The following is a 26,763-nucleotide window of genomic DNA, read 5'->3' on the forward strand; positions in this document are numbered from 1 at the left end:
CGACCACAACGGAAACTAAAAAAACTGACGCCGGTAGAGTACCGACGCCAGTTTGCAGCCTAGGGTCTTTTTATAGTGTCTATTAAATGGGGTCTTGACCATCGCTGATCGGCTCTTTTTTTAACATTATAGGAGCTGTAAGTTACCGAGCCTTTGCAAAATATCGGAGTTAGCACTCATTAAAAGCCCTACTGTCTGGGGTTATTATAGGTTTAAACTGCGATTTAATCAGAACGTATAGACGAGCAGAAGAAGAAATCAGAATCAGATATCTCACAATGGATGAGTAGAACAAGTGACGATCAGAACTTATGAACTCTATACTGAAATGATGATGAGGTATCTAGTACTTAATGGTTATTGGATCACTGCTGGGTACCCAAAAGGACTGATTTTTGATTACATGGGCAAGATTTGTGCTACTAGATTTAGGGTTGTCACTGTTGTTTTTGCTGTCGAAATGGCTCAGTATACCGGGACAGAGGTTATTCTTTTGACAAATGATCGGACAGGATCAGAGCCTAAGACTCAGTTACATTAGACCTTTGCTATGATAAACTGTTGTCAATGTGTTCGTAATGCACGGGTGTGCAAGTAACAGGTCTTTGACGATCTGGATGTTCTAAAACATAGAAAAGGGGTTATTCAATCATGAAACGTACAATGAAAGGGATGCTAGGGGGAACGGCTCTACTCATGTCGCTGTCTCTCTTATCTGCATGCACTTCGAAGGAAGCTACAACAGGAGCCGTGGATACAAACGGGCTAGAGGATAAGATTGCGGGTCTAGAACAGCGGCTTGCGGAGCAAGTTCAGAAGAGCGGGGGACAGGATAATAAGATTGCGGAGCTGGAGAAAAAGCTGAATGAGCTTAATACGACTGTTATTGCGGTAAAGGATGCTGGAGGGTCGGCTACAGGCGCACCTACTAATAATGGATCGGCCGGAAAGGGCGATGGAGTGCTAATCACCTTTGCTCAGTACGAGAAGCTTGAGGTGGGCATGACGGTGGAGGAAGTGATCGCAATCCTCGGCGGCGAAGGCGAAGCATTGAGTGAAGCCGAAAATATGGTCGTCTACAACTATAAAGGTACCGGAGATACGGGAGCGAATGCGGTTATTGCTTTTCAAAGTGGCAAATTGCTGACAAAGGCTCAATCTGGGCTGCAATAAGACGGAGTGCATTGGGGCTTAGTACAACCCCCTGTCAAGCAGATCGGAGAGCTGTGGAATGAAACCAGAAGTGATTGCACTACGGTGCCCTAGCTGTAAGGATGTTTCTGAACCTCTGATTAGGGAGAATGCTCAGTTCAATATTGTAGGTTATGAGGATATCATGGAGTGGCTAGATGAAGATGGCGATGTCCCGGGACTGGATGAACAGATCTGGGCACGCTCAGATAGCATACCGGTAAAGGGTCAGATGAGAACAGTAAAGGTACATCATCCCTTCTACATGGTACTGGGTAAACCATTTTGGGTGTTGTATACGCCTGCGCTTTCTAGCCTGAACGGTTGGGATTCACATCCCGAAGAGATTGACCAGTCTGCATTTATCCAATGCTACATTGATCAGGTGTTGGTTGAGGGTGAGTCAGAGGCCTGGATACAAATTCATGTTCATGAAGTGTTATTGCTAACAGAACTGCAGGGTACATTTCCACCGCGTGAGGTAAAGGAAAGTTACTTGGAGTCTTTCGAAATGTTTAATGATCCGTACATTGTTCAATATCAGGATTGGACATGGATCAGTGCAGGCTCCCAGGGAAACATCGGTGTTTGGGCTCTCATCAAGAGATACCAGGAACAGTATCACATGCTGGTCTATGGCGATTGGGACATTCATTCGAACAACGCTTATGGCGGCAATGCTGTCGTTCCGGACGACCGAATTGAAGGATGGATTCAGCAGGCAATGAAAAATCAACGATATGAACATTCGCTGTAGAAGCTGTATATAGAAGTAATAATTATAGAGTAATGACTCCTAGAGCAACATCTATCCCTTCAGTTAAGGGGATGGGTGTTGTTTTTGTTTCTGGATGTGGTGGGAGAGCATTCACCTTAGCTTGGCTGGTTCATTTTGGCTATGTATTTTCAACCGATCTATGCGGGAATATTCTATAAGGGGTTTCTTTTACGTCCCAGGTGTGATAGAACAGAGAAGTGGCTATCCTATATGGATAAGCGGTTGTGAATCGGGAGCATAGCTGGTTACAGAAAGGATGCTTGAACGGATGTACGTTGTATGCAAAGAACACGTGGACATTGCGATCGACAAGTTTGTCGATGAGTATGAGGACGCTCCAGATATCGTGGATTTGAAGGAGACGGAATTTGCCGACTGGGATCCGCCTGCGAAGTGCGCTGAGTGCGAACAGCATGCGGAATTTCTTGTCGTTTAGCGTACTGTAGGAATTGAAGGCGGCAGAAGGCGTCACATAGGTGGCGCTTTATGCTGGAACTCACTTTCCATCCGGTATGAACATCACAGTAAGGAGCGAAGAGAGCGTGTTGAGCGCTCTTTTTGCTTTTTTGGTAGGAGAAGATGGGGCGTTGGAGTGATGGGGTGTAGATAAGGAAACCTGATTACACTAAATGCGTGTCCTGCCTGGCATGCGCCTTAACGAGTTAGTCGGTGGAAGGTGGCAAGCGCCTTGCGAATCAACAATGAGTTGAGGTAAGTAGTGGGGTGCTCAGCTGTGTAGTGGAAGCCTACTTGGGGTAGGAGTTGTGTCGGGTGAGTAATAGCTTTGTGTACTGTAGTATGGTGGTAACTTTGCATTAGTATTGTAGTAGCTGTGCAGTAGAGTAGCTGTGAAGCTCTAACGAACCTGATACCTCCTATATGATGCTATTGCTTCCTGGTTGAAATCTAACGAATCGTAGGCACACTATTTTACTGAAATGACTTTAGATGTGGTTGGAAACGCTTGTTTCTACTGCGATAGCGTGTGTGAGATTCGTTAGATTTTAAAAGAAGCTAAATTGGGCTGAATAAGGTGTGTGGGGTTCGTTAAATTATGCGGATGCGAAGATGTAGCGTGTAGCTGAAACCGTGGATTGAACGATGCGCTGATGCATCTTACTTATAGATTCTTTTGCAGCAAATTTAGGAGGAATGGATATTCATGTTGATTCAAATTATTGGCGTAGGCAAATTGAAGGAAAAATATTTAACGCTCGGCATTCAGGAATATGCCAAGCGGCTCGCCCCGTACATCAAGTTTCAGATGATCGAGGTCGCAGATGAGAAAGCGCCCGATACCCTAAGCGAAGCTGAGGTACGGGCGGTGAAGGAGCGCGAGGGTGAACGCATCCTCGCGAATGTGAAGAGCGAGGCGCACGTAGTCGCGCTCGCATTGGATGGCCAGCTCTGGAGTTCCGAGGAGCTGGCTATGGAGATCGACAAGCTCGGCACGTATGGGACGAGCCATGTCGTGTTTGTCATCGGAGGTAGCCATGGGCTCTCCGATGAGGTGTTGCGCCGCGCGAAGCAGCGCTTGAGCTTCGGGCGCATGACCCTGCCGCATCAGCTTATGCGGCTGGTGTTGGTGGAGCAGATTTATCGTGCAGTGAAGATAAATCGGAATGAACCGTACCATAAGTAGAGCCAAATAGTAAGGGTGTATTTCGCCCGGTTCGGGTTTGGGATCATTCTTAAGCATAGCGCTTCGCTCCACCCTATAGACCCACTACCGTATGAGGTGGTGGTTTTTTGCTGTTTATAACCATTTTGCTATTGTTAAAAGCTATGACCAGTCATGCATTTTTCATATAACTAGCATTCCATTTGATCATGCTATACTCATTAGACTAAAAAGTTAGTTAGAAGGAGATTTTTTTATGATACCATTTCGAAATGATCATGTAGGTAGCTTTCTACGTCCTGCAAATTTAAGTCAGGCACGTGAACAATATAAATCAGGCAATATCACATATGAAGAATTAAGAGCTGTGGAAGATAAAGAGATTATTCGAATTATTGAAAAGCAAAAGGAAAATGGTGTATTCGCAGTTACGGATGGTGAATTCCGCAGAAGCTGGTGGCACTTTGATTTTCTAGGTGGCTTGGATGGCGTAGAACTATATGAGGAGATTGATGGGCCTCAGTTCCATAACATGCAGACTCGCAAAGGCGGGATTCGTGTTATTGGTAAGGTCGATTTCTCAAGCCATCCCTTTGTTGAGGATTTTAAGTTTTTGAAAAAGCATGCAGGTGACGCAGTAGCAAAACAGACCATTCCAAGTCCTAACATGCTCCTATACCGATTGGAGAATGGCGCCAATATCTATACTGACCGAGAGCAATTCCTTCAGGATACGATTGCCGCGTATCAAAAAGCTATTCAAACCTTCTATGATGCGGGATGCCGATACCTGCAATTAGATGATACTGCTTGGGCAGATCTATTCTCAGAAGCTGGTCACGATAAGCTACGTGCTAAAGGCCTCGAACCGGCCGAAGAGTTGAAAACGATGCAGCGCATGATTAACGAAACGTTGGCTCATAAACCGGCAGATTTAGTGGTGACGATGCATATTTGTCGGGGTAACTATAAATCCAACTACTTCTCAACGGGTGGTTACGAGTACGCTTCTGAGGTTATCTTTGGCGGCTTAAACGTAGATGGATTATTTTTAGAATTTGATGATGAGCGTTCAGGTAGTTTCGAGCCATTAAAATATGTAAATCGTAAAGATTTGAAAATTGTGCTTGGTTTACTCACATCCAAGTCAGGTGAGCTAGAGGATAAAGAGCAAATTAAAGCTCGGATTGCAGAAGCAGCAACCTATGTCCCACTTGAGCAACTTTGTTTGAGCCCACAATGTGGTTTCTCATCTACAGAAGAAGGCAATATCCTAACGGAAGAACAACAATGGCGTAAACTTCGTTATGTCAAAGAGATTGCAGAAGAAGTTTGGAATTAATAGATATATATAAATTTAACTAAACATTTACACAAAACGGAGAGGGCAGAAAAAACCTGAAGAAGCGAAGCGCTCGCCTTTATACCCGGATTTTACCTTATAAAAAAGGAATTACAAAAATCTGGGGATAACAGCGATCGGAAGGTTATTCTGTCATTGGAGTGGCTAGTGTAAATATTTTTTCGTTCCATTTATATAACGGAGGGGATGTAAAATGACGATACAAGCAGACCAAGAGACAGTTATCGTTGAAGCGTTCATTAATGGTCAAAATGTAAAATCCCTTTCACAGTTAGCAAAAGAGAACCCGACGAACCCAACTGAGATCGTAGGTTATTTCCCTGTCACTACGAAAGAACAAGCGGTTGAAGCGATTGAAGCGGCAGCAGGAGCTTTTAAAACATGGAAGCAGACCTCTATTGATGAGCGCATTATCATGATGCGCAAGGCGATCGAGAAGATTAGAGTAGCTGAGAATGAAATTGTTCATTTGCTGTCTAGAGAGCATGGCAAGCCTCTGTATGATGCACACGGTGAAATTTATGTTGCATTAATGTGGATGGAGTTTGCTTGTAATGAAGCTAAATCGGCTCTACAAGAAGAGATTCAAGAGCATGACCAGGGTAAAACGATTCTTTCCTATGATCCAATGGGTGTGGTGGCAGCGATTAGTCCATGGAACTACCCTATTGCTCTATCTACGATTAAGATCGCTCCTGCCTTGCTTGCGGGCAACACGATTGTGCTCAAACCAAGTCCATTTGCACCACTGGCCGCAGCGAAGGTGGCAGAGATTATCGCGAGTGAGTTCCCGGCTGGTGTAATCAATGTCGTTTATGGGGATGCGGATGTGGGCGTTGAGATGACTAGTCATCCTCTTGTGTCTAAAATCACGTTTACAGGTGGAACCGCAACAGCGAAGCATATTATCAAAGCTGCTGCGGAAACGATCAAGGATATGACGCTGGAGCTTGGTGGTAATGATGCGGCTATCTTCTTGGAAAGCTTTGATGTTCATGATGAGAGAGCAATGCGCCGGATTGTTATATCAAATTTCTTGACAGCAGGCCAGATCTGTATGATCGCCAAACGTGTATATGTACACCGTTCTATCTATGATGAATTTGTGGAAAAATATATAGAGGCGGCAAATCGCTGGATTCGAATTGGCGATCCATTCGATTCTAATACGACGGTAGGGCCAGTTAATAACCTGAAGCAGAGAGATTATGTGCAAGGTTTGGTTGAAGATGCGCAAAAGCGAGGGGCTAAGGTCATCCCTCTCGGTCAAATTCTTGATCAGAAGCTGTTTGAACAAGGCTACTATCTGCAACCTACGCTTGTTTTAGATTGTGATGTTCATGATCCGATTGTCGTGGAGGAACAGTTTGGTCCTACGGTTCCGATTCTGCCATTTGACGATGAAGAGCAGGTTATTCATCTACACAATGAAAGCATATATGGATTGACGAGTTCTGTGTGGGGAAAAGAAGAAGATGCTGTCTCCGTTGCTCGTCAACTTGAAGCTGGGACAACAATGATCAATACAGCTGCTGTGCAGGGGCTCGATGTCCGGTTCCCTTTCGGCGGCTTCAAGCAATCCGGTATTGGCCGTGAATACGGCGTGGAAGGCATCCGCACGTATACAGAAAAGCATGTCATCAACGTTCCGAAGACACTGGATCTTCCTTATATACCTGAATAATAAAGAAGCCACTCCATTTTTTTGGAGTGGCTTTGTACTTAGCTATAGTACGATGAACGGTGGCTATTTTCGACCTAGTGTCTCCCAAATTCCATGGAGCCAAGAGTCGAACTCAGCATCTTTGTTGCCTTCGTAGGTATCATAGATATCCAGACGTGTCTTTTGCAGTTTTTCTTTAAATTGTTCAAATGTGTGACCTTCAGGAAGGCTTTTTTTAATCCGTAGCAAAATTTTGTTAAGACCTTTAAACAAATCGCCTTTGTTTTTGGTAGGCATTTGTACATCTTCATCCAACTGCTTAAGCTTGCGATATGCGGCTTCGCGCACTTGAAACACTTGATCATTTTTCAAAACATTTTGCAGCAATTTAATGGTAGGGTCTGTATCCCAGTTTCCCAATTCGTTCACTGCATTCAGTCTGTCTCTCCAACTTGAAGACCGATTAGCCGCTCGTTTGAGCTCTTCAAAGTTTTCCGGTAATTCGTTAACTGCTCCAATATCATGGTTATTCGTCAAAGTTCAATCTCCTTAATCATTGCCATCTCGGCAGAATGATGAATGTTAATCAGGCGAATCAATTTCATAATACCTATAGCTGCTTCAATCAAGGCTTGATATGGATCAAAACGATTCCATTTGTCTATATCTAGTTACAATAATTCATTTTAGTGAGTTATGAGATTGATTCAGGTGAACACCATTATAGCATGAACCTGGCTAAACTACTTCATTATAGCCGATTGGTTAGTCTAAAAATTGCGTTCGCTAATTTATGTTGTTGCAAGGGTAACAGGATGAAGGCCGTTTGTTTCTGTATGTAATCACTCATTACGATGTATCAACCTTATCTATTCTCCAGAACACTCCTCTTTTTCTTAATGAAGTCTACCATATACACCCATCCAATTAGCCCACATAAGACAAAACCAAACGCATGCAGAGATCCGTAAATGGGAATGAAATCGAGTATGGTTAAGGAATACATATTCTTAAGTAACGGATAGAACATGGAAATAACAGCAACCGTGTAAAAGGCTAGGCAGGAAAGGCCTAAAAAGAAGGTTGCCTTAGTATCCAAAGCGTTTTTCCTCAAGTAAGTAAGGAGATAAGCGGTGTAAACTACAATATTGCAGGCGAATAACGTGACACCGATGTATTCAATGGGCTTGGAAAAAATCATACCAATTGCAATCAGTATGGGTCCGATGATATCAATGGCAACGACCCAGGGATACCAGCTTTTTTTCGTCATGATCCGCCCCAGTGCACCAATAAAGATCGGAACGATCGCAGATGAAAAATGAAAGTGAACCGAGCTTAACGCATGCGTTGCAGGATTAGCTTGGAAGAGGTTCAATTGATATTGATATAAGGTAAACCAAATGCCCCCGATAAAAAAGTAAACGAGCCCCGCGCCAATTGCTATTTCTGCTGCTTTTCCTTTAGCAATCACAATGATGGTTAAGCCATAGATGCCAAGTAGTAGTGTGAACAGTAGCCACCCAAGGGAGAGAATCCCTGGTATTGCCGTGCTTTCTAATCCCCACATTTTACTGCTCATTACGGAAATTAGGGTGAGAAGTGCTGCGGGAAATTGAAGCCATTTAATAGCAGTATAAACCATTCGTTGCTGTTTATTCTTTTCGTCAACGTTCAAAAGCAATATTACAAGAGGTACAATGACAAAAGCAGCGAACAGTAGAAACTTCTCAACAAGTTCGAATTGGAAGTAATCCAAATAAAATATAAGAATAGTAATGATTCCACCAGGGATAACTGGTAATAATAATGACTTCTTCAGGGAACTATTCATGGCGATCCTTTCTCAATATGTGGCGTATAATCTGCCTACATCTGGTTGTGTAGCATTCTTTCGTATAGATAGGTACTTCTCGTTGTAGTTTAACACATTTATTTGCAGTATATTGCCTAGGTTGTTCGTTCAGGTATAGTTTTTATTAGACCGAGGTTCGTTAAACCTAGCCTAAAGAACTTTCCTTAAAATCAGCATAGTCGACTTACATATGTAAGGCGAAATGAATCACTTGGATATGTTACATTTGTAAGCAGTAAGACTTATAACGAATTTAAGTGATTGATATATCGCACCAAGGACATATTCTGAAAATATGCTCTAATAAAGGAGTTGTGGTGTCAAATGAGTGAGAATGAAGGTTCAGAAATGAAACGTTCTTCAAAAGCAGCAAACATCCTATTACAGATCAATAGCCAAACGAAGCTAGGTGACTTACGAAAAATTGCGAAGGACATTAAAAAGGATCACGAACTAGCTATGGAACTTTGGTCAACCGAAGAGTTTCAGCCTAGACTATTAGCAATCTTAATTATGGATAAAAAACTTCTTTCACAAGAAGTGCTAAATAAGCTTGATATGGATATGCAGACTCATACTTTTGATGAGCGAAATAACTTAATGGATTGGTTAATGGCTAATCAGCTCACCAAAGACAAGAAGACAATTACATTGATAGAGTCATGGGAGAGTAGCCTTTCTGCTCTTCAAAGGCGAACTTTCTGGTATTATCAAGCGAGATTGAGATGGACTGGACAAACACCACCTGATAACACCGAGGACTTACTAGCAGCAATTGAAGCTAATATTGAGCAGGAAGAACCGGAAGTTCAATGGGCTATGAATTTTATTGCAGGCTGGATAGGTATTTATGATGAAAGGTATCGTGCACGTTGTATTAAACTTGGTGAGAAAACGGGTCTTTATAAAGGCGAAATGGTATCAAAAGGCTGTACCCCTAATTATTTGCCAGAGTTCATTGCAATTGAAGTTAACAAGCGAAACAAGAATTAGTATCCCTTTTTGCTTGGAGGGCAATTTCAAAAGTTTTATCCTAAAAAAAGAACCTCACCCTGGTGAGGTTCTTGAACATTATAACGATGTTACTCCTCACTATAATTTGTCGTAAACCAGTCTTGTAATTCCTCACTCATGATCTCATACTGCGTCTGAGCAGCATCTGGATGCAGTTCAATCCCCCCAGAGGAGCCCCAAATCACGAGTTCTACGTTAGTTCCGTCTATAAATGTAATCTCCCCGGTATTGTTAGCTCCAAAGGCATTGCCGGACTCAAAAGGTCTAAGTTCTGCACTTTGTATCATTTGCACAACGGTATTTGTTTCTTCCTCGCTTAATGTTGTGGGATTAAATAGACCGATCCTGATTTCTTTCACTTGCCCTGCATCAAGTTTGTCTTTAAACTGTTCCGTCCACGTATGATTTGATTGGCTGCCTGTGGAGCAACTGGAGACGATCAGTACAAGTCCGAAGATTACCAAGACAACGCCTAAAATCCGGTCAACACTTAAGGACAAATCACTAGGCTCCGCATCTTTAAGTCTCCATCCCAATCTTAGATACCATCCGAAGTAAGGCCAGATCGCGAATAATACTCCTAATATTAAGGCCAAAACACCGATAAACACTGACATACAATCACACCCTCATATATAGTTCTATAAAAATAGCGAGAACCCCACTCTACATGTTTGTTCCCATCACAGATTCAATGATACCGTACCTTCACTTACCCTGAAAGCCACTTCAGAAACGATAATGTGAATCTATATCATTTTGTTCAGTATTTGTTCAGAGCGAATGAGTATACTAAATTTCGCAATTCACTTTTGAGATAGGAAGAAGGTCATAAGAGCTGCGAGAGTTATTTGATGAAATACGCAGATGGCAGACAAAGAAAACAGGTGCTTACGCTAGTTGAATTTTGGGAACACGAAACTATACTCCTAAAGTCATCTGCTTTGCTAGAAACGTACATGCATGGATCTAACCTGGATTACGGCATTCATAATTAGATATCTAGCTTACATGAACTGGAAGCGGATTCAGGATAATCTACCAATGGAAGTTGTACGTTTCAATTCAATACTAATTTATACGGAGGCATGAAGTATGAATAAAAGTTTCACCAAATTGATTTCAATTGTGCTTACGGCGTGTCTACTACTGGGGATTAGCGGTTTATCTCCTTTGGTTGGCTCAGTAGCCCATGCGGCTAATACTCCGACGATGGCGGAGACGAACTATGGCCCGTACCAGGTTAAGTTAACTGCTGACCCAGTTACAGATACAGCACCTAGCGGTTTTGGTACAGCCGATTCGGACGGACGAATCTGGACTGACAAGAGCGTTACGGCAGAGAGTGACGGCAGCTTCAATGTGAAGCTATCTGCATTGGCACAAGAATATAAGACGATAAATACGACCAATCCAGGTGTCGGTGGAACCACTACTGCTGATGGTCCCGCGGCAGATGTAACTTTCGTTTTGGATATGAGTACATCCATGGGTGGTAATACCAGAGAAATAGCGGAAACAGACGGTGGAGCTGGTGCTTACTTTCGAGTTGAGGCTATGACTAAGGCTGCAAATAATGCAATCCGCACAGTAATGGATGCGAATCCTAATAACAGGGTTGCGGTGTATTGGTTTGGAGGATCTGCTTCGAATAATCATCTCGGGACATTTATGGAACTAGGACATTACAAATTAAGTTCAGGTCATGGAACGGAGGATTATTTAGAATATAGATATGCATCATCGAACCACAGTATCAAATTGAACAGTAACTTAACTAAGGATGGCAGCACCGTTGTATCGCAATCAGCGGTTTCACTGGGGGCAGGAACACCAACGCAGGATGGTATTATGTATGGCGTTTCCAAGACAGTGAGCAATGTAGGAACCAAGGGCACAGGCTCTAAGCGTAAGCCTTATTTATTCCTTCTATCCGACGGGGCAGCGATTCATGCGAAGAAGGCGTGGTATAGTTCGCCCAAAGACGGATCGTTTGAGACGGATTTTAACAATGCGTTAACCGAAGCTACCACAATTGCAAACTATAATCAGAGTGGATCGAATGCAATAAAATACGTACCAGCTACTGCTGGTTTCGGTCTAGCAAATACAGGAGATCCAGAGATTGCTGCACTGACCATACTCACTGGCGCATATATGAAAAATCTTTTGGACAAGACGTACACAGCATACAATGAGGGAGAATCTACCCAAGCTAAAGTTTATACGGTGGGATTGGGTCCTACAACGGCGATAAATGGACCGTATAATGGTAATCAGCCAGTTTACGCATGGGCAGGTCTTGACCCAAAAAGTGTAAATGATAATAAAGATAATAATTTTAGAAACGGCTCAGCAAAGAATACCTATAACAGCTTGCAGACCTATGCAGCTCAGGGGCCAAACGGTTTTAACTATGCAGATGCATTTGTCTACAGCAATTATTATACATTTGCTCCGACGTATGACCTCGTCAGTTCAGCCTTCGCTGGATTGGCGAACGATGTAGAAGCTACTACAACGATACTTCCGCTTCTCAACATACCGGAGACTACCGATCTTGGCTCTGAAACCGCGGATATAGCGAGTGCCATCGTCGTTTCAGATGAAATCAGCAATGATTTTACTGTCGATCTGTCCACGTTGAAAATTGGGGATGCCGTTGCAACGGTGGACACAAGTACGGCGATCTCCGGCGGTACAGCATATAAGTTTGCTGGATACGGGAGTCGAGCCGTGATCAAGACGGTGTCAGGCGTTAGCAGCTTAACTTGGTATATTGATGCAAGCGATATGCAGCCACATATTTACCGCTTTAAGAACCGGACGAATCCACAGTCGGGGGAGTACAGTCCTCCAGCAGAAGGTACTTTTAAGCTAAGCTATAACGTGAAACCGACATTTCAGGTACCACCGAATAACGTAGGAGAGATAACCCGCTACCTTAATTCGGGCAACGATACCGATGGGGCCAAAACAGCAGCATATTTCTTCCCACCGACCGACAGTCCGTATTACGATGCCTTAAAGAGTAAGCAGACGGTATCCAAAACGAACGGAATCGGTGCAAGCTATGTTAGTGAGGAGTGGCTGAGCGATACAAAAGCCACGATGAAACTTGGGAACAACGGCAAGCTTGATTTGTTAATGGGAATTGACAAGTCAGGCCCAGCAACGGTTCAAACTAACGGATCTATTGACTATAAGGTTACAATTTATAACTACACAGATACAGCGAAGACAGGTCTTAGCGTAACAAGTGACGGTCAGACGCAAACGGGAATCGATGTTCCCGCGAATGACAGCAAAGAGCTGACATTCACGATAACCGCACCAGGCACGCCACAGACGGTAACTAGTGGTACGGCTATAGTGTCTGGTATTGGACTTGTATCTAATACAGTTACTACCGATGTAACAAATGTGACAACAGCGGTAATCAACACACATGTCATCGGAGGTAATGGTGGTACAACTACAGGAGATAACACGTATAACATTGGTGATATAGCTACTATTACAGCACTACCAATGCTAGGTTACGCATTCACAGGATGGTATGACAACCCAGCAGGGTCAGGTAATCCTGTAAGTACGAATGCAGAATATGATGTAACTGTTCAGACAGATGAAGACTATTATGCAAAATTTGTGATGATGCCATTTGCCGAAAATGACAGCTATAGTGTCGTAAGAGGAGAAACGCTCACAGTTCCGGCGAGCGAAGGCATCTTGGTGAACGATTCGGATGGCGAGGGACGTCCGCTCACAGCGGCAAATGTCAGCACTCTGAGCGATCCAAGCAAGGGTACGCTGACTACGAACCAAGATGGATCATTCACATTCGTGGCCGATGATGAAGCATCCGGTACGGTGACGTTTACGTACCAAGCCGATAACGGCATTGCCAAATCAGACGTAGCCACAGTAACGATCACGATTACTCTGCCCGTGGCTACGCATGAGCCTATCGCAGAGAATGACAACTATCGGGTGAAAAGAGGAGAAACGCTCACAGTTCCAATTGAGACAGGTATACTCTCAAACGATAGTGATGATGAGAATCATCCCCTTACAGTGGAAAGAATCAGCACCTTGAGTGATCCAAGCAAGGGCACGCTGACTACTGTAGACCCTGACGGCTCGTTCACATTCGTAGCCGATGGTGAGGCGTCCGGTACGGTGACATTTACGTACCAAGCCTTTGATGGAACTGCCTATTCAAGCGTAGCGACGGTAACAATCACGATTACCGTACCCGTTGCTACCCATGTCATTGGAAATGTTGGTGGTACGACTGCCGGAGATGGTGACTATGCACTTGACGAAGTAGCAACACTTACGGCTAGTTCATACGACGGATACACATTTGTGGGATGGTATGACAACGAAGCAGGTACAGGCACTCCCATTAGCACGAACACGACATATACGTTGACGGTTACATCAGCCGGAGAGTATTACGCTAAATTCAGAGTATTACCTTTCGCTCAGAATGACAGCTATCGAGTTGTGAGAGGGGAGACCTTAGATGTTCCAGCCGAAACGGGCATTCTAGCGAATGATACGGCCCCAGGAAACGGTACACTCACAGCCGTGAGCATCAGTTCACTCAGTGATTCAAGCAAGGGTACCCTGACGGTCAACAACGATGGATCTTTTTCATTCGTTGCAGATGATGGAGCATCGGGTAGTGTGACATTCACGTATCGAGCCTCTGACGAAACAGGTCAATCGAACTTGGCTACAGTGACCATTACAATTACCATGCCAATCAGCACACATGTCTTAGGCAATGTTGGTGGCACGACTGCGGGTGACAATACCTATGCATTCGGCGAATCAGCGACACTTACGGCTACTCCAGCTACAGGTTATGCATTCGTAGGATGGTATGATAACGAAGAGGGCACAGGTACTCCTGTAAGCACGAATGCCATATATACGTTTAACGTTACATCAGCCGGAGACTATTATGCTAAATTCAGTTCTTTACCTGTCGCCGAGAATGACAGCTACCAGGTTGTTAGGGGAGGTAAACTGACTGTTCCAGTGGCAAATGGCATTTTAGCCAATGATACGGTTGTAGGCAATAATACACTCACAGCCGTGAGTATCAGTACAATTAGCGATCCAAGTAAAGGTACGCTGACTGTAAATACCGATGGTTCATTTACGTTTGAGGCGAATGAAAATGCGTCAGGCAGTGTGACGTTCACGTATCAAGCCTCGGATGGAGCAGGGCAGTCAAACGTAGCCACGGTGACGATCTCGTTTACCAATCCGAGCATTAACGGAACGGTGACGGATAAGAAAACGGGAGATCCGATATCCGGTGCAACAGTAATTTTGCGTGATCTTGCAGGGAAAGAGAAGGGACGGGTCACAACAGGTTCAGATGGTAAGTACAACTTCGATAATGTTGTGATCAATAAATATATTTTAGAGGTCATTCGTAATGAGTATAGCCCCTCTCACAGAGAGGTTTCAGTATCTACAGTCAACGGCAATGCGAACGGTGTTGTTACCGAGGACTTTGAGCTCGTCGAGTACAAAATTGCGCTGACAGCTAATCCATCTTCCATACTCGGGAATGGTACAGCCACATCGGTCTTCAAGGCGGTAGTGACTGATACCGAGGGTCATCCTCAGCCAGGAGTTCAAGTCGTATTTGATGTGCCAGATACGATGTACGGTCATTTTGCTGGTAACTCGAATACGGTGAGCGTCTCAACGGATGCACAAGGGAGCGCAACCACAACCTTCACCGCAGGAACCCTTGGAGGTACAGATCCAATATCTATACCGTTGACAGCAACGGTTGACGACAGTCAAAGAGGTCTCTATGTGAGTGATACCATCTATATTACGTTCACTCCAGGCGTTATTACAGGTGTGGTTACAGACTCACTGGGCCACCCTATAGCAGGTGCAAGTATTACAGTAAGTAAAGATTTTGACGGTGACGGTATTGTTGATTTTCATGCTGTTGCAGTTACGGAGGCAGATGGAGCTTACACCATAGCTATACCGAAGGGCAGCGAGACATATGATGTCTCCATTACCAAGCCCATTGAGATTGGTGGTAAGAAAACATCCGTTACGTTTCATCAGAGCGTTCCGGTGAATGCCAATATTGATGGACAATCCTATAAGGCGAACAAAACGGTCTCGGGTGTTGTTTTGATTGGATCATCGCAGAATGGTACCTCGGCACTCAACGGAACGGTAGGCGGAGGTTATACCATATCGCTAACCGATGGCAATGGAGCCCATACAGGCTCAATCGACCCGAATGGCGTATTCAATATCGACAGCGTGCTAGATGGTAGCTATACTGCCGATGTGATCTATAACATTCCGCTGCCAGAAGGCGGAACCAAGCCTGTTGTTATTGGTCATACGAAGGTGGAAATCAGTTCAAATGGTCAGATCAGCATCAGTGAGGTGCTTATTGACCCATACGGCACAATTACGGATTCCGTTACGGGTAATCCAATACCAGGTGCAGTCGTTAAGCTTCATTATAGCAACGGAACAGAAGTCATCTTGCCGCCTGTGAACGGCTTCCCGCCAGCGGATAATGCCAACCCACAGACGAGTGATGCAACAGGACAGTATGCATACATGGTATTTCCGCATACGGATTATTATTTAACGGCAACCAAGGCAGGATATAAGGATTTTGACAGTAGACTTGTTGACCCGAGTCAGCCACTGATTCATGTGGGTACGGAGATTGTGCTGTACGACTTTAGCATGACGCCGCTGTCTTCATCCAGTGGAGGAGGTTCTTCAATCGGAACACCTGCTACTCCACCAGTGGTGACCAATCCTGTTACACCGCCAATGGGCACGACACAGCCTGCTGAACCGGCAACAGGAACGGCAGATTCGATTGATCTTGCTACAGCTATTCTTGTCGATAAAATGAAAGTCAGAGAAGGCGATACGGTGACCTTCACCGTTATTTATGCCAACAAAAATTTGACTGAGGCAGACACCGTATACGTTAAAGCGAATATCCCAGCAGGACTGAGCTTAGTTGACGCAAACGGCGGTGTGGTAACTGGTCAAGAACTGAAGTGGACGCTAGGTAAGCTGGCAGGAGGATCGCAGGGCAAACTGACGTTCAAGCTCAAGGTCAATGAAATGAACGAAGGCGAGAACTATGCTGCCGTAACGGCTTCCATTGGTACAGATGATAAGCGTACGCTGGCCAATATTCAGGATGACACATCTTTGATTAAAGTGATGATGTATTCTAACCGTTACGAGCATCAGCATGATCGATACATTATGGGTTACCCTGATGGCAATGTGAAGCCTGAGAAGCTCATAACTCGTGCAGAGATTGCTGCTATTTTTGCCCGTACACTGAAACTTCAAGATGAGGTTCGACATGTGAAGCTGTTCGATGACGTTGCTACAGATTACTGGGGCGCTGAATATATTGAAGCAGTGACAAATAAAGAAATATTTAGAGGTTATGCCGATAATACATTCAAACCGGATCAGCCTATTACAAGAGCAGAGCTCGCAACAGCTATCGCCCGCTATCTTGGCGTTGCGAAAGAGCTGCGGATCGATCCTGTTTTGAGAATAAGCTCGTTTACGGATATTGAGAAGAACTGGGCGGAGCAGTCGATTGAGGAAGTGTTCCGTTTCGGTATCGTATCGGGTTATAAGGATGGTTCCTTCCAGCCTGGAGGTCAACTTACTCGTGAGGAAGCCGTTAAGATGATTAACGGTATGCTGTACAGAGGTCCTCTAACTGGAGTTGAACCTTCGTATCCGGATAACCGTCAAGACAAATGGTCATTCGGACAGGTAGAGGAAGCAACAAGAACGCATACGTACCAAATCAATGAAGATGGTTCTGAAACGATGATCAAGTATATCCCAGAAGATCTGTGGTAATCTTGCTTTATCCATAAGAAGAGGCAATCCCTTTGTGATACAGAGGGGTTGCCTTTTTGTTGAGGTTTTGTATAGGTCTCTACATTAAAATGGTCGAATATGCCATTAAATTGGCTCACTTTGTCACTTTCGTGAGTGTAAGAGATCAGGAGAGAACGTACATAAGTGGCAGACAGCAACTAAAATTTTCAGAAGTGGAGGAGATTTCGATATTGAAACACAAACGCAGTATAGGTAAAACAATGCTATCCATCTGCTTGGCAATCATGCTTGTCTTGCAGACAGTAGCATTCCCTGCTGCTGCATTGGCGAATGACGATTCCGGCTCAATGAACGTAGTCGAATCGCAATCGACATCAGAGGTCGTGGACGACGCAACAGGCGGGCTTCCATCAGACAATTCTTCCTCGGAAGCGGAGGAAGTGAGTGATCCGTCAGATGAAACGTCGGAGAACAATCTGCCGCCAGCATCAGATGAAGAGGAAGCAAACGATGTAACAGAAGAACCTTCTTCAGACAGTCCAACGTTGGCACCTGAGGCAGAGTCCAAGCCGCAAGCTAATAGCATGGTGGGACTAATGGCCGTCGATCCATCGGACAAAACAGCAGTATTCATGGATGCGAATGCAACCTTTCCACTGAAAGTAACGCAAGGAACTGAAGTTGCTCCAGGCGGTACCATTCAGGGGAGACAGGCATTTACCCTTACATCAGAGGGGCTCAAAGTGCCGGTAATGGGTGATTATGTTGGTACACAGGATCAGAACGATACGTCAAAGTACATGCAGAAGGGTGACTTCATTGAGCTAAAAAGAGACACCTACTTCAAGGAAGTCGTTCTGCCAACCGCGACTAGAACCTTGAATGCCACGACTGATTCTGGAGTGAAACAGCTTGGTACCGTTTATTTCACACCGAATAGCATCCGAATTGTATTTAATGGGGACGATCAGTTTTTCGATGGTAGAGGTAGAGCGGTCACATTCAGCTTTGATACCACTGCTAATTCGGATGTAACAGGTATGAATTACGGTGAAAGCAAACCGATTTCGATTTTTGGCGGAGCATATCAACTAAAGAATCCGGATGTTACCCCGGCTTATAGCATCAACTTGGCAGGGGATAACTGGCCTAAGAACGCAAGTTGGACTTGGTGGTATATAACCGTGCCAGCCTATCAGAATGGTTATCTGACCATCCAGTCTACTCCGTCTGCGTTTGATGTGCTTGATGCAACTTACAAGCTACCGCTAGATGGAATGACGTTCTATTCCAAACCTTCTGATTACCGTACGGTCTATGTACCTGGATCTTTCAAGGTAAACGGTAATGCGGTACAGCCAACAATTGATGGAGATGGCGGGCTGAGCTATATCTTCCCGGCGGAGACTGGAATAGATCCAAAAGTTGAGTATCAAGTGTGGTTTAATAAAGATTTATTTTATAAAGAGTATCGTGACGTGGGCATGGATCCTGGTCGCTCTGGGGGACAACGCTTTGATCCGAAAGTTGAACTGAGGGATGCGAATGCCAGTGTAAAAGCTAGCGCAGTACGGGAAACGTGGATAGCACCCGACTGGATTCAAGCATCTGCTTCATATGACCACTCCAGTGAAACAATCACATGGAAAGTTGTAGTTAACCAGTATAACAAAAAAGGGTTAGAGGACTTTACGATAACCAATGTACTACCTCAAGGGCTAGAGTTTGAATCAGCTACGTGGCAGACTTGGGTAGATGGCGTTGGATCTGAAGAAGCAGGAATTACACCAGATCCGAACGGAGTTTATTCCTTTGACACGATTAACGGTAAGGTTGAATTGTTGATTAAGAGCAAGGTTATTAGCGGTTCGAATTTCGAAATTAAACCTCGTGCCAACTGGAACTTGGCTACACCAGACGGCATACAGAACAACGATGTAACTGTGGGTACAAGACCTAGTGCGGTTACCGATGAGGCCACCGTCACTGTCGGCGCTCATACGTTTACCAAAGCAGGCGCTGTATCGACAGAAGATTTTAACCTGGGTGGCATTACGTGGACTGTCAATCTAGCGCCACAGTATGCTTTGCCCAATGCTGCCGTATACGATGTGTTGGTTCATGGCGGGAATCTGAACGTCTTGGACAATGCTGTGGATGATACTGGTGAGGTCAGTGCAGACACAATTGCCAAAATCAAAGCTAATGTAACTAACGCGCAGTTGTGGAAGCAGTACCACAAAGATTCCATCAAGGGCACAAACGGCTTAAACTTGAAGGTCATCCCTTTGAAAGTGAACGATGAAGTCGTGGCAGATCTGGTCAAAGTGACTGGATATACAGACCAAGCCTCGTCATTTAGTTTCCGCTCACTTGAGACTAATCCTGACATTCTGTTCAGACAGGAGATTAATGCAGGGAAAACCATTTCAAATCGGGCTTTACTGATTGATGGTGAAACTGTAAAGCAAGCGCAAAACAGCGCCAACCTGCACCTACGTATGCTGAACAAGGATATGCTTGCGGCTTCGTATCCTGTTAAGGTAGACGGTACTACTGACACATGGTATACCCCGAACAATGTTCAACGTTATATCGGCTATGACGGCTCATCAAGTGGGGACGAATATACCATAGCTGGTTACGACCGGATAACAAAAACGGTTACTTTCCGTTTAGGTGTCAATATGCCAGGTTATAACACTGATGAAATGGCGAAAGACGGTGGGAATCGGGTTATCACCAATGTGAAACTGGTGGATACATTACCAGATGGTTGGGAGTTTGTACCTTTCGAGAATGGAAAAGATTACGAGCTGTATAAGGGCTACTCTAACAATGATGGTGGCACTAACTATGGAGCCCGTAACAACGCTGTATCCATTATCGAGCCAAACGATCCTGCGCATGTGGTGAATTTTGACCATAGCGGAAACGAAGGTGTTTTCACATTTTCCAAACTGCAAAGTCCTTATGTCATTTTGGTAAAGGCCAGACCTTCCAATGAAGCTCTGGCGCAATATATAGAGGATTACACCACAAATGGTACAGACAAACAAGTGATGTACAACAAAGCCGACCTGCATATGACCTGGGGCGGAGAAGAGAAAGTTGTTACGGAACAACGTAAGATTATCGTACCTATTCAGACTTTAAACAAGTCAGTAACCAAGCCTGTTCCAGGCGTGCTGGAGTGGACGGTAAATTATACCCCACCATTCAACATGCAGCAGGGTGCGTATTTACAGGATACGTTAGGTGCCGGTATGAATCTGCGTTATGAGGTAGATGGAAAGCTAGTGCTGTCAGCGCCAAGTATGGCAGTCTATCCGGCTACACTGACTGCTAGCGGTACTCTTGAGCGAACTGGCGCTGCACTCGATCTTAGCGATCCGAATGCTGAAGTCCAGGTAGAAGCTGCGCCGGGCGTGGGTGGCACTACTGTTTTATTATTCAAAATGGACGACCCTAACAAGTTCTATCAGTTTGTCTATCAAACCGAGGTTGACCCAAATACAGCCAAAGCTGGAGATAAAATGGGCAATGAGGTTAAGCTCATGGGCGATGATAAACTGAAATCGGTTAGTGCTAGAAGTGAAAGCACGCTGGACAGTTCAGACGTAGCCGGCACTTCAACGTCCAATGCATTGTTGCCTTTGAGAAAGGTAGATCCGGATAACAATCCGTTAAAAGATGTGGAATTCACGCTCTATAAGAAAAGTAACGGGGAAGAAGTCACTCAAGGGATAACTGATCGTGATGGGAAACTGAATCTATTCATCAAAGATCCCGGATATTATGAGCTGAAGGAAACGTATATCGATACAACAACATGGTTGCCTATGACCAAAATTTATCAAGTGTATATTGGTAATACACCTGGTAAACCAATCTGGGTAGATGGCATAAAAGTGAACTCTGAACTTCCACTGATCGTGCCTACGCCAGCACAAGGTAAGTTAACGATCAGCAATACAGTGCAAGGAAATGGAAGTGATCCTTCCAAGGACTTCGAATACACTGTGAATTTCGATGGTGAAGGCAAGGACAAGGAATATGCCTACACGAAGTCAGATGGTACCTCTGGCAAGATCAAGAGCGGAGATAAAATTACGCTTAAGCATGGGGAATCTGTGACACTCGCAGCATTGCCTGCGGATCTAATGTATACCGTGACAGAGGCCGATTATACGACTATTGATGGCTATACCACTACACCAGAGACGAGAGAGTATTCTGGCACAATCGTGAACAAAGGTGATCATAAGGCAGATTTCATCAATGAACGCACCGTTATCAGTCTGCTCATCATAAATACTGTTAAAGGTAAAGCCGATGACAAACAGAAACCGTTCACGTACACCATCACCTTCACAGGTGAAGGGGCGGACGAATCCTATGTTTATGTGAAGTCAGACGGTAGCACAGGTGTTGTCCGTAACGGAGATACCTTTGAGCTTACCGATGGACAGACGCTCGGTGTACAGGATCTCCCGACCAATCTGGCATATACGGTAACCCAAGAGGATTATACGAGAGATGGTTATGTGACAGATCCCGAAGATTTTGTCCACACAGGCACGATTCTTGAGAAACAAGTGTCGAGGGCAGAGTTTGTAAATACTCGTCCGTATCTGGAAGGCGTCCTGCGTAATAATAATACAGGGGAAGTCATTCCTAATGCGCCAATTACGGTAACTGATCTGAAGACAGGTGAGAAAATTCAGACAGTGACAAATGAGAATGGTGAGTATGCAGTTCCAGCTGTGGCAGATACGGACTATACCATCACTTATACGAAGATGTATCGCGTAGGTGGTAAGGATGTACCTGTCGAGTTTACGCAAAAAGCAAATGTAGATGGCAGCGTGACGGAAGAGACTGTTCCAGCCGACATTACGGCAGTAGGAATTGTAATGTTCAAGCAGTTGAATGGAACAACAGAACTGTTCAACGATGAGTTTATCAGCCATATGCATATCTATTTGAAGGATAGTGCCGGCAATTATATTGAAGAAAATGGCCGTCCTAAAGCATTCCCGATGGCTTCAAATGGAACGTTCTCCGTAGAAGGGCTAAGCGAGCAGAAGTACATCATGGAAGTTCGTTATGAGACGGAGACAGGCGAAGAATTACTCCTCAAAGTCGCACAACTGGATGTAAAGGCGAACGGAGAGCTTAATATTTCCGAGGAGTTAGTTGACCCGTACGGTACGGTTTATGATGAAACGACAGGAGATGCCAGCACTGGCAAGAAGATTGAAGGAGCTGTCGTTACACTGTATTATGCGGATACGCAGCGGAATAGAGATAAAGGTCGCATTCCGGGTACAAAAGTAACCCTTCCTGCGGTTCCTAATTTCCCGCCGCACGATAATAAGAGTCCAGAGCAGGATAGCGATGCAAATGGCTTTTATGCGTACATGGTATTCCCTGAAGCAGATTACTATCTGATCGTAACGAAGGATGGATACGAGACACATCGAAGTGATACGATCTCTGTCGATTTCGACATTGTCAGATATGATGTGCCTATGAGACCTATTCGTTCTAGCGGCGGTAACGGTGGCGGTGGAACGACTAATCCAGGCAACGGAACAAGCGATCCGGGTAATGGAACGACAGATCCGGGCAACGGAACAACTGACCCGGGTAATGGAACGACCGATCCAGTTAACGGAACGACCGATCCGGTCAATGGAACGACCGAACCAGTTAACGGAACGACAGATCCGGTCAATGGAACCACCGAACCGGTTAACGGAACGACCGATCCAGTTAATGATACCACCGAGCCAGATCACGGTGCTACCGATCCGGATATCGGCACGATCGATCCGATTGATGGAACGACCGAACCAGGTAACGGAGTAACTAATCCGGTGAGCGATAATACCGAGCCGGATGCAGATACGACAGAGCCGGGCAAGGTTAATAACGACACCGACAATGGTAACAGTGAAGTCAACAACGTCAGTAATGAGCTGGACGATGCTCCGAAAACGGGTGACAACAGCGTAACGCCAATGATTTATATGGCTCTAGCTCTGATGTCCTTGATGACAATTGTGCTCTGCCTGTTCGGTAACAAGAATAAGAAGCACATTCAATGATTGGAGAGGCGGTAAGAACATGAGTAAAACCAAAAAAATTCTTATCGCCGTTTCCCTCCTTGTGTTGGTCTTTTCTCTCGTCAATATGACGAAAACATATCTGAGAGATTATGCTGAGCAGCAGAAAATCGCAGAGTTGACCCAGGTTTGGAAGGATAGTTCGGGCTATGGAGGAGGGGATCATATCCCCTCCCTTTTGTCTAGTAAGACGGCTGAACCGGTTATGCTTCCCGAATTCCGAGAGTTGTACGAGAGAAATTCGGACATTACTGGCTGGCTGAACATTGCTGGTACTCGCATTGAGTACCCCGTGATGCAGAATCCGCAGGATGCAGAGTACTATCTCGATCATGATTTTGATAAAAAAGAAAATCATGGTGGCCTCCCTTTTTTGGATAAGCATAGTCAGATTAACGGTTCAGACATTCTACTCATTCATGGTCACCATATGAAAAGTGGCTGGATGTTTAAAGACTTAATGAAATACAAGAGTGAAAGCTTCTATAAAGAGCATGCTACCTTCCAGTTCAGCACGCTTTACGAGAAGGAAGAGTATGAGATTGTAGCCGTTATTGTGTCGGAAATTTACCGCAAATCGGATGACGTTTTTAAATACTATCAGATTGAACATGTAAGCACGCCAGCCGAGTTTGATTCCTATGTCCAGAACATCCAACAACTCGCTCTATATGATACGGGGGTAACAGCACAGTATGGCGACAAACTTATTGTACTGTCCACGTGCGAGTACTCGACTGAGAACGGACGCTTAGCGGTGGTTGCCCGCAAGATTTCATGACGATGCTGAAACGCCAAAAGAATTGACCTCATATGTGATATCCCCTTTGGGAGATCATCCATGATCCATGAACTGCCTTTGTATATACAAGGGTGGTTCTTTTTTTAAATGAATTCAGTTTTCTATCAATCTCGCAAAAATTTTACATTAATTTAATATATTTTGTACTTATAATGAATTGAACTATGGTAAAATATCTCAGGATCAGAAATTGGAGAGGGGTTTTGTTAATTCATGTCTTGGAAAAAATACGTGGCTAAAAGCACCATTCGTGTAGCTGCTACTGCACTATTGCTCGGCCAACTATTCGGTGCGGTTGGTGTCTCTGCTGCAGACGCAGATGTAGAAGTACACTTGATTGGAATCAATGACTTCCACGGTCAGCTAGATACGACCTCTATCGTTAGTGATAAAAAGGCAGGAAGCGCTCCAATTCTAGCAACTTATCTGAAAGAAGCTCAAGCAAAATATGAGCACTCCCTACTCTTCCATAATGGAGACTCGGTCGGTGCATCTGCTCCAGTTTCATCTCTAGATCGGGATGAGCCTACTATGGAATGGATGAACATGATGGGCTTTGATGTAGGATCTCTAGGTAACCATGAATTCGACCATGGGATCGCTGCTCTGAAAGCACAAATCTTTGGTGGTCTTGATCCCAAAGAAGGCAAAGTAACGCATGCTGGTGCAAAATTTGATTATGTTAACGCAAACGTGATTGAAACGGCTACAGGCAAACCATTGATCAAGCCTTATGTTATTAAAGAAGTGGGCGGCGTCAAAATTGGATTTATCGGATTGGTGACGAAATCTACACCTGCCAAAGTATCCCCATCCGGTACAGCAGGCGTAACTTTCCTAAGCGCTGAAGAAGAAGTTGAAGCCGTTAATAAATATGCAAAAGAACTGCAAGACCAAGGTGTAGAAACGATCATCGTACTCGCGCATGATCCAGCAACCACCAAGGAAGGCGTAACAACTGGAGAAGCAGCTGATTTGGCTAAAGCTCTGCCAACAGATACACCTGTTGACGTTATCGTTGCAGGCGACAATCATGCACTGGCTAACGGTGAAGTAAATGGCATTTTGATTGTTCAAGCGTATTCATATGGTACGGCATTTGAAGATATTAAGCTGATGATTGACCCTAAGACTGGGGATGTAACGGAGAAATCAGCTACAGTTACAACGACTTTCCAAGAGGGTGTGAAAGAAGACCCTGAGACTTTGGCGATCATTAAAAAGTCTTTGGACAAGCATCCTGAGTTGACTAAGCCAGTAGGTACAACAGATGGTTCTGTTACACGTACGGATGCTTATAATAATGAAGCTCCTCTAGGTAACTTGATTGCAGATGCAATGCGTGAAGCAGATTTCGGCGATGATGCAGACGCTGCTGACTTTGCATTTATGAATCCAGGTGGTATTCGTGCAGATCTACCACAAGGTGATGTGACTTTTGCTGATCTTGCGAAAATCCAACCTTTTGGTAATACGCTCGTGAAACTGGAGTTGACTGGTGCACAGGTCAAAACATTGCTAGAGCAACAATGGGGTACGAATGCAGACGGTACACCAAATACGAAAACTCTTCAAATCGCTGGTTTGAAGTATACTGCAGATTTCAATAAACCAGTTGCAGAACGTGTTACAGGTCTGAGTCTGGAAGATGGTACACCAATTGATCCTGCAAAAACATATACGGCTGTAGTGAATAACTTCATGGCTGCAGGTGGAGACAACTATAAAGTGCTGTTGGATGCTAAATCATCCTTAGCAGGCCCTATCGATCTGGATGTATTCTACCAATACATCGTAGATACGTTTAAAGGCGATAGCATTGTTGCTAAAAATGAAGGTCGTATCACGAACCTGGTAGCTGCAGAGCAACCAGAAGCACCGGTATCCAATGAATCTATTACGCGTGCTGAATTTGTAACTGCGCTAGTAGAGATGCTGAAGCTGAACGAAGCTACTACAGCGCCAACATTCAAGGATGTTGCTGCTAATGCTGTCTATGCTGATGCAATTGCTGAAGCTACACATGCTGGTTTCATTCAAGGCTACGGTGGTAACTTCAACCCGGATCGCGATATTACCCGTGAAGAAGCTGCTACAATTCTCGCTAAATTGTTGAAGGATCAAGCTACAGATACAAATGCGGCTACGATCATCGCAGGTTTCGAAGATGGTTCAACGGTTTCTAAATATGCTGTTGATTCTATGGCAAAACTGATCGACAAAGGTATTTTTGGTGCAGATAGCAAGCAGCTTCAACCGAAACAAGGTCTTACTACCAATGATGCGAAGGCTCTAATTGAAAAAGCAGTTGCAGCCAAAGCTTCATAATTAGAACTCATTCTTATCTTTTTGTAAGATAGCAAAACACATCCGTATGGGTATATGGCTACTCTCCTATGCATAAACCTCAATTCTTATTAATTAAGAAATGGTTTATGCAGGA

General features: G+C 44.5%; 14 protein-coding genes. 11 read left to right on the top strand and 3 right to left on the bottom strand.

Annotated features, from left to right (window positions below):
* The first annotated feature begins 651 nt into the window (after window positions 1-651).
* From ASD24_RS27500 to ASD24_RS27520, 6 genes are all read left to right on the top strand, one after another.
* Window positions 652-1,173, top strand: coding sequence for a hypothetical protein (locus ASD24_RS27500; protein WP_056702923.1), 522 nt, complete (start codon window positions 652-654; stop codon window positions 1,171-1,173).
* Window positions 1,174-1,231: 58 nt separating this feature from the next.
* On the top strand, window positions 1,232-1,948 hold the full coding sequence (locus ASD24_RS27505) for a hypothetical protein (RefSeq protein WP_056702924.1): 717 nt from the start codon (window positions 1,232-1,234) through the stop codon (window positions 1,946-1,948).
* Between the two features lie 289 nt (window positions 1,949-2,237).
* Entirely contained in the window at window positions 2,238-2,405 is a 168-nt protein-coding gene (locus ASD24_RS30090; protein ID WP_082560598.1) for a CxxH/CxxC protein, read from the top strand.
* Window positions 2,406-3,131: 726 nt separating this feature from the next.
* A complete protein-coding gene (gene rlmH / locus ASD24_RS27510) occupies window positions 3,132-3,611 on the top strand; it encodes a 23S rRNA (pseudouridine(1915)-N(3))-methyltransferase RlmH (RefSeq protein ID WP_056702930.1) in 480 nt (159 codons plus the stop codon).
* A gap of 235 nt (window positions 3,612-3,846) precedes the next feature.
* The gene (locus tag ASD24_RS27515) at window positions 3,847-4,932 is read left to right on the top strand and encodes a 5-methyltetrahydropteroyltriglutamate--homocysteine S-methyltransferase (protein ID WP_056702933.1); all 1,086 of its coding nucleotides are present in this window, start codon (window positions 3,847-3,849) and stop codon (window positions 4,930-4,932) included.
* 214 nt (window positions 4,933-5,146) lie between these two features.
* On the top strand, window positions 5,147-6,637 hold the full coding sequence (locus tag ASD24_RS27520) for an aldehyde dehydrogenase family protein (protein WP_056702936.1): 1,491 nt from the start codon (window positions 5,147-5,149) through the stop codon (window positions 6,635-6,637).
* 63 nt (window positions 6,638-6,700) lie between these two features.
* On the opposite strand, the gene ASD24_RS27525 is transcribed toward ASD24_RS27520, so the two are convergent.
* Together ASD24_RS27525 and ASD24_RS27530 are read right to left on the bottom strand one after the other, a co-directional pair.
* On the bottom strand, window positions 6,701-7,153 hold the full coding sequence (locus ASD24_RS27525) for a HEAT repeat domain-containing protein (protein WP_056702940.1): 453 nt from the start codon (window positions 7,151-7,153) through the stop codon (window positions 6,701-6,703).
* 328 nt (window positions 7,154-7,481) lie between these two features.
* Window positions 7,482-8,450, bottom strand: coding sequence for a YndJ family transporter (locus ASD24_RS27530; RefSeq protein WP_056702943.1), 969 nt, complete (start codon window positions 8,448-8,450; stop codon window positions 7,482-7,484).
* A gap of 345 nt (window positions 8,451-8,795) precedes the next feature.
* On the opposite strand from ASD24_RS27530, the gene ASD24_RS27535 reads away from it, so the two are divergent.
* Window positions 8,796-9,464: a DNA alkylation repair protein gene (locus ASD24_RS27535; RefSeq protein WP_056702947.1), complete on the top strand. Its 669-nt coding sequence runs from the start codon at window positions 8,796-8,798 to the stop codon at window positions 9,462-9,464.
* A gap of 89 nt (window positions 9,465-9,553) precedes the next feature.
* On the opposite strand, the gene ASD24_RS27540 is transcribed toward ASD24_RS27535, so the two are convergent.
* Window positions 9,554-10,102: a DUF6199 family natural product biosynthesis protein gene (locus ASD24_RS27540; RefSeq protein WP_056702948.1), complete on the bottom strand. Its 549-nt coding sequence runs from the start codon at window positions 10,100-10,102 to the stop codon at window positions 9,554-9,556.
* A 478-nt stretch (window positions 10,103-10,580) separates the two neighbouring features.
* Here ASD24_RS27540 and ASD24_RS27545 point away from each other — a divergent pair, with 478 nt between their 5' ends.
* The 4 genes from ASD24_RS27545 (at window position 10,581) to ASD24_RS27560 (ending at window position 26,648) form a co-directional block, all read left to right on the top strand.
* A complete protein-coding gene (locus ASD24_RS27545; RefSeq protein ID WP_056702951.1) occupies window positions 10,581-17,405 on the top strand; it encodes an Ig-like domain-containing protein in 6,825 nt (2,274 codons plus the stop codon).
* A 212-nt stretch (window positions 17,406-17,617) separates the two neighbouring features.
* Window positions 17,618-23,500: a DUF7601 domain-containing protein gene (locus tag ASD24_RS27550; RefSeq protein WP_056702954.1), complete on the top strand. Its 5,883-nt coding sequence runs from the start codon at window positions 17,618-17,620 to the stop codon at window positions 23,498-23,500.
* A 19-nt stretch (window positions 23,501-23,519) separates the two neighbouring features.
* Window positions 23,520-24,299, top strand: a complete 780-nt coding sequence (gene srtB, locus ASD24_RS27555) for a class B sortase (protein ID WP_056702957.1) — start codon at window positions 23,520-23,522, stop codon at window positions 24,297-24,299.
* A gap of 252 nt (window positions 24,300-24,551) precedes the next feature.
* On the top strand, window positions 24,552-26,648 hold the full coding sequence (locus tag ASD24_RS27560) for a 5'-nucleotidase C-terminal domain-containing protein (RefSeq protein ID WP_235540929.1): 2,097 nt from the start codon (window positions 24,552-24,554) through the stop codon (window positions 26,646-26,648).
* Window positions 26,649-26,763: the final 115 nt, after the last annotated feature.

It is taken from the genome of Paenibacillus sp. Root52 (assembly GCF_001426865.1).
In the GTDB taxonomy this organism is placed as follows: Bacteria; Bacillota; Bacilli; order Paenibacillales; family Paenibacillaceae; genus Paenibacillus.

What these genes read in the sequence shown, in the direction of transcription:
- ASD24_RS27540 (WP_056702948.1), bottom strand. Translation starts at nt 10,102, where the DNA reads ATGTCAGTGTTTATCGGTGTTTTGGCCTTAATATTAGGAGTATTATTC.
- ASD24_RS27500 (WP_056702923.1), top strand. Translation starts at nt 652, where the DNA reads ATGAAACGTACAATGAAAGGGATGCTAGGGGGAACGGCTCTACTCATG.
- rlmH (WP_056702930.1), top strand. Translation starts at nt 3,132, where the DNA reads ATGTTGATTCAAATTATTGGCGTAGGCAAATTGAAGGAAAAATATTTA.
- ASD24_RS27530 (WP_056702943.1), bottom strand. Translation starts at nt 8,450, where the DNA reads ATGAATAGTTCCCTGAAGAAGTCATTATTATTACCAGTTATCCCTGGT.
- ASD24_RS27520 (WP_056702936.1), top strand. Translation starts at nt 5,147, where the DNA reads ATGACGATACAAGCAGACCAAGAGACAGTTATCGTTGAAGCGTTCATT.
- ASD24_RS27545 (WP_056702951.1), top strand. Translation starts at nt 10,581, where the DNA reads ATGAATAAAAGTTTCACCAAATTGATTTCAATTGTGCTTACGGCGTGT.
- ASD24_RS27535 (WP_056702947.1), top strand. Translation starts at nt 8,796, where the DNA reads ATGAGTGAGAATGAAGGTTCAGAAATGAAACGTTCTTCAAAAGCAGCA.
- ASD24_RS27505 (WP_056702924.1), top strand. Translation starts at nt 1,232, where the DNA reads ATGAAACCAGAAGTGATTGCACTACGGTGCCCTAGCTGTAAGGATGTT.
- ASD24_RS27515 (WP_056702933.1), top strand. Translation starts at nt 3,847, where the DNA reads ATGATACCATTTCGAAATGATCATGTAGGTAGCTTTCTACGTCCTGCA.
- ASD24_RS30090 (WP_082560598.1), top strand. Translation starts at nt 2,238, where the DNA reads ATGTACGTTGTATGCAAAGAACACGTGGACATTGCGATCGACAAGTTT.
- srtB (WP_056702957.1), top strand. Translation starts at nt 23,520, where the DNA reads ATGAGTAAAACCAAAAAAATTCTTATCGCCGTTTCCCTCCTTGTGTTG.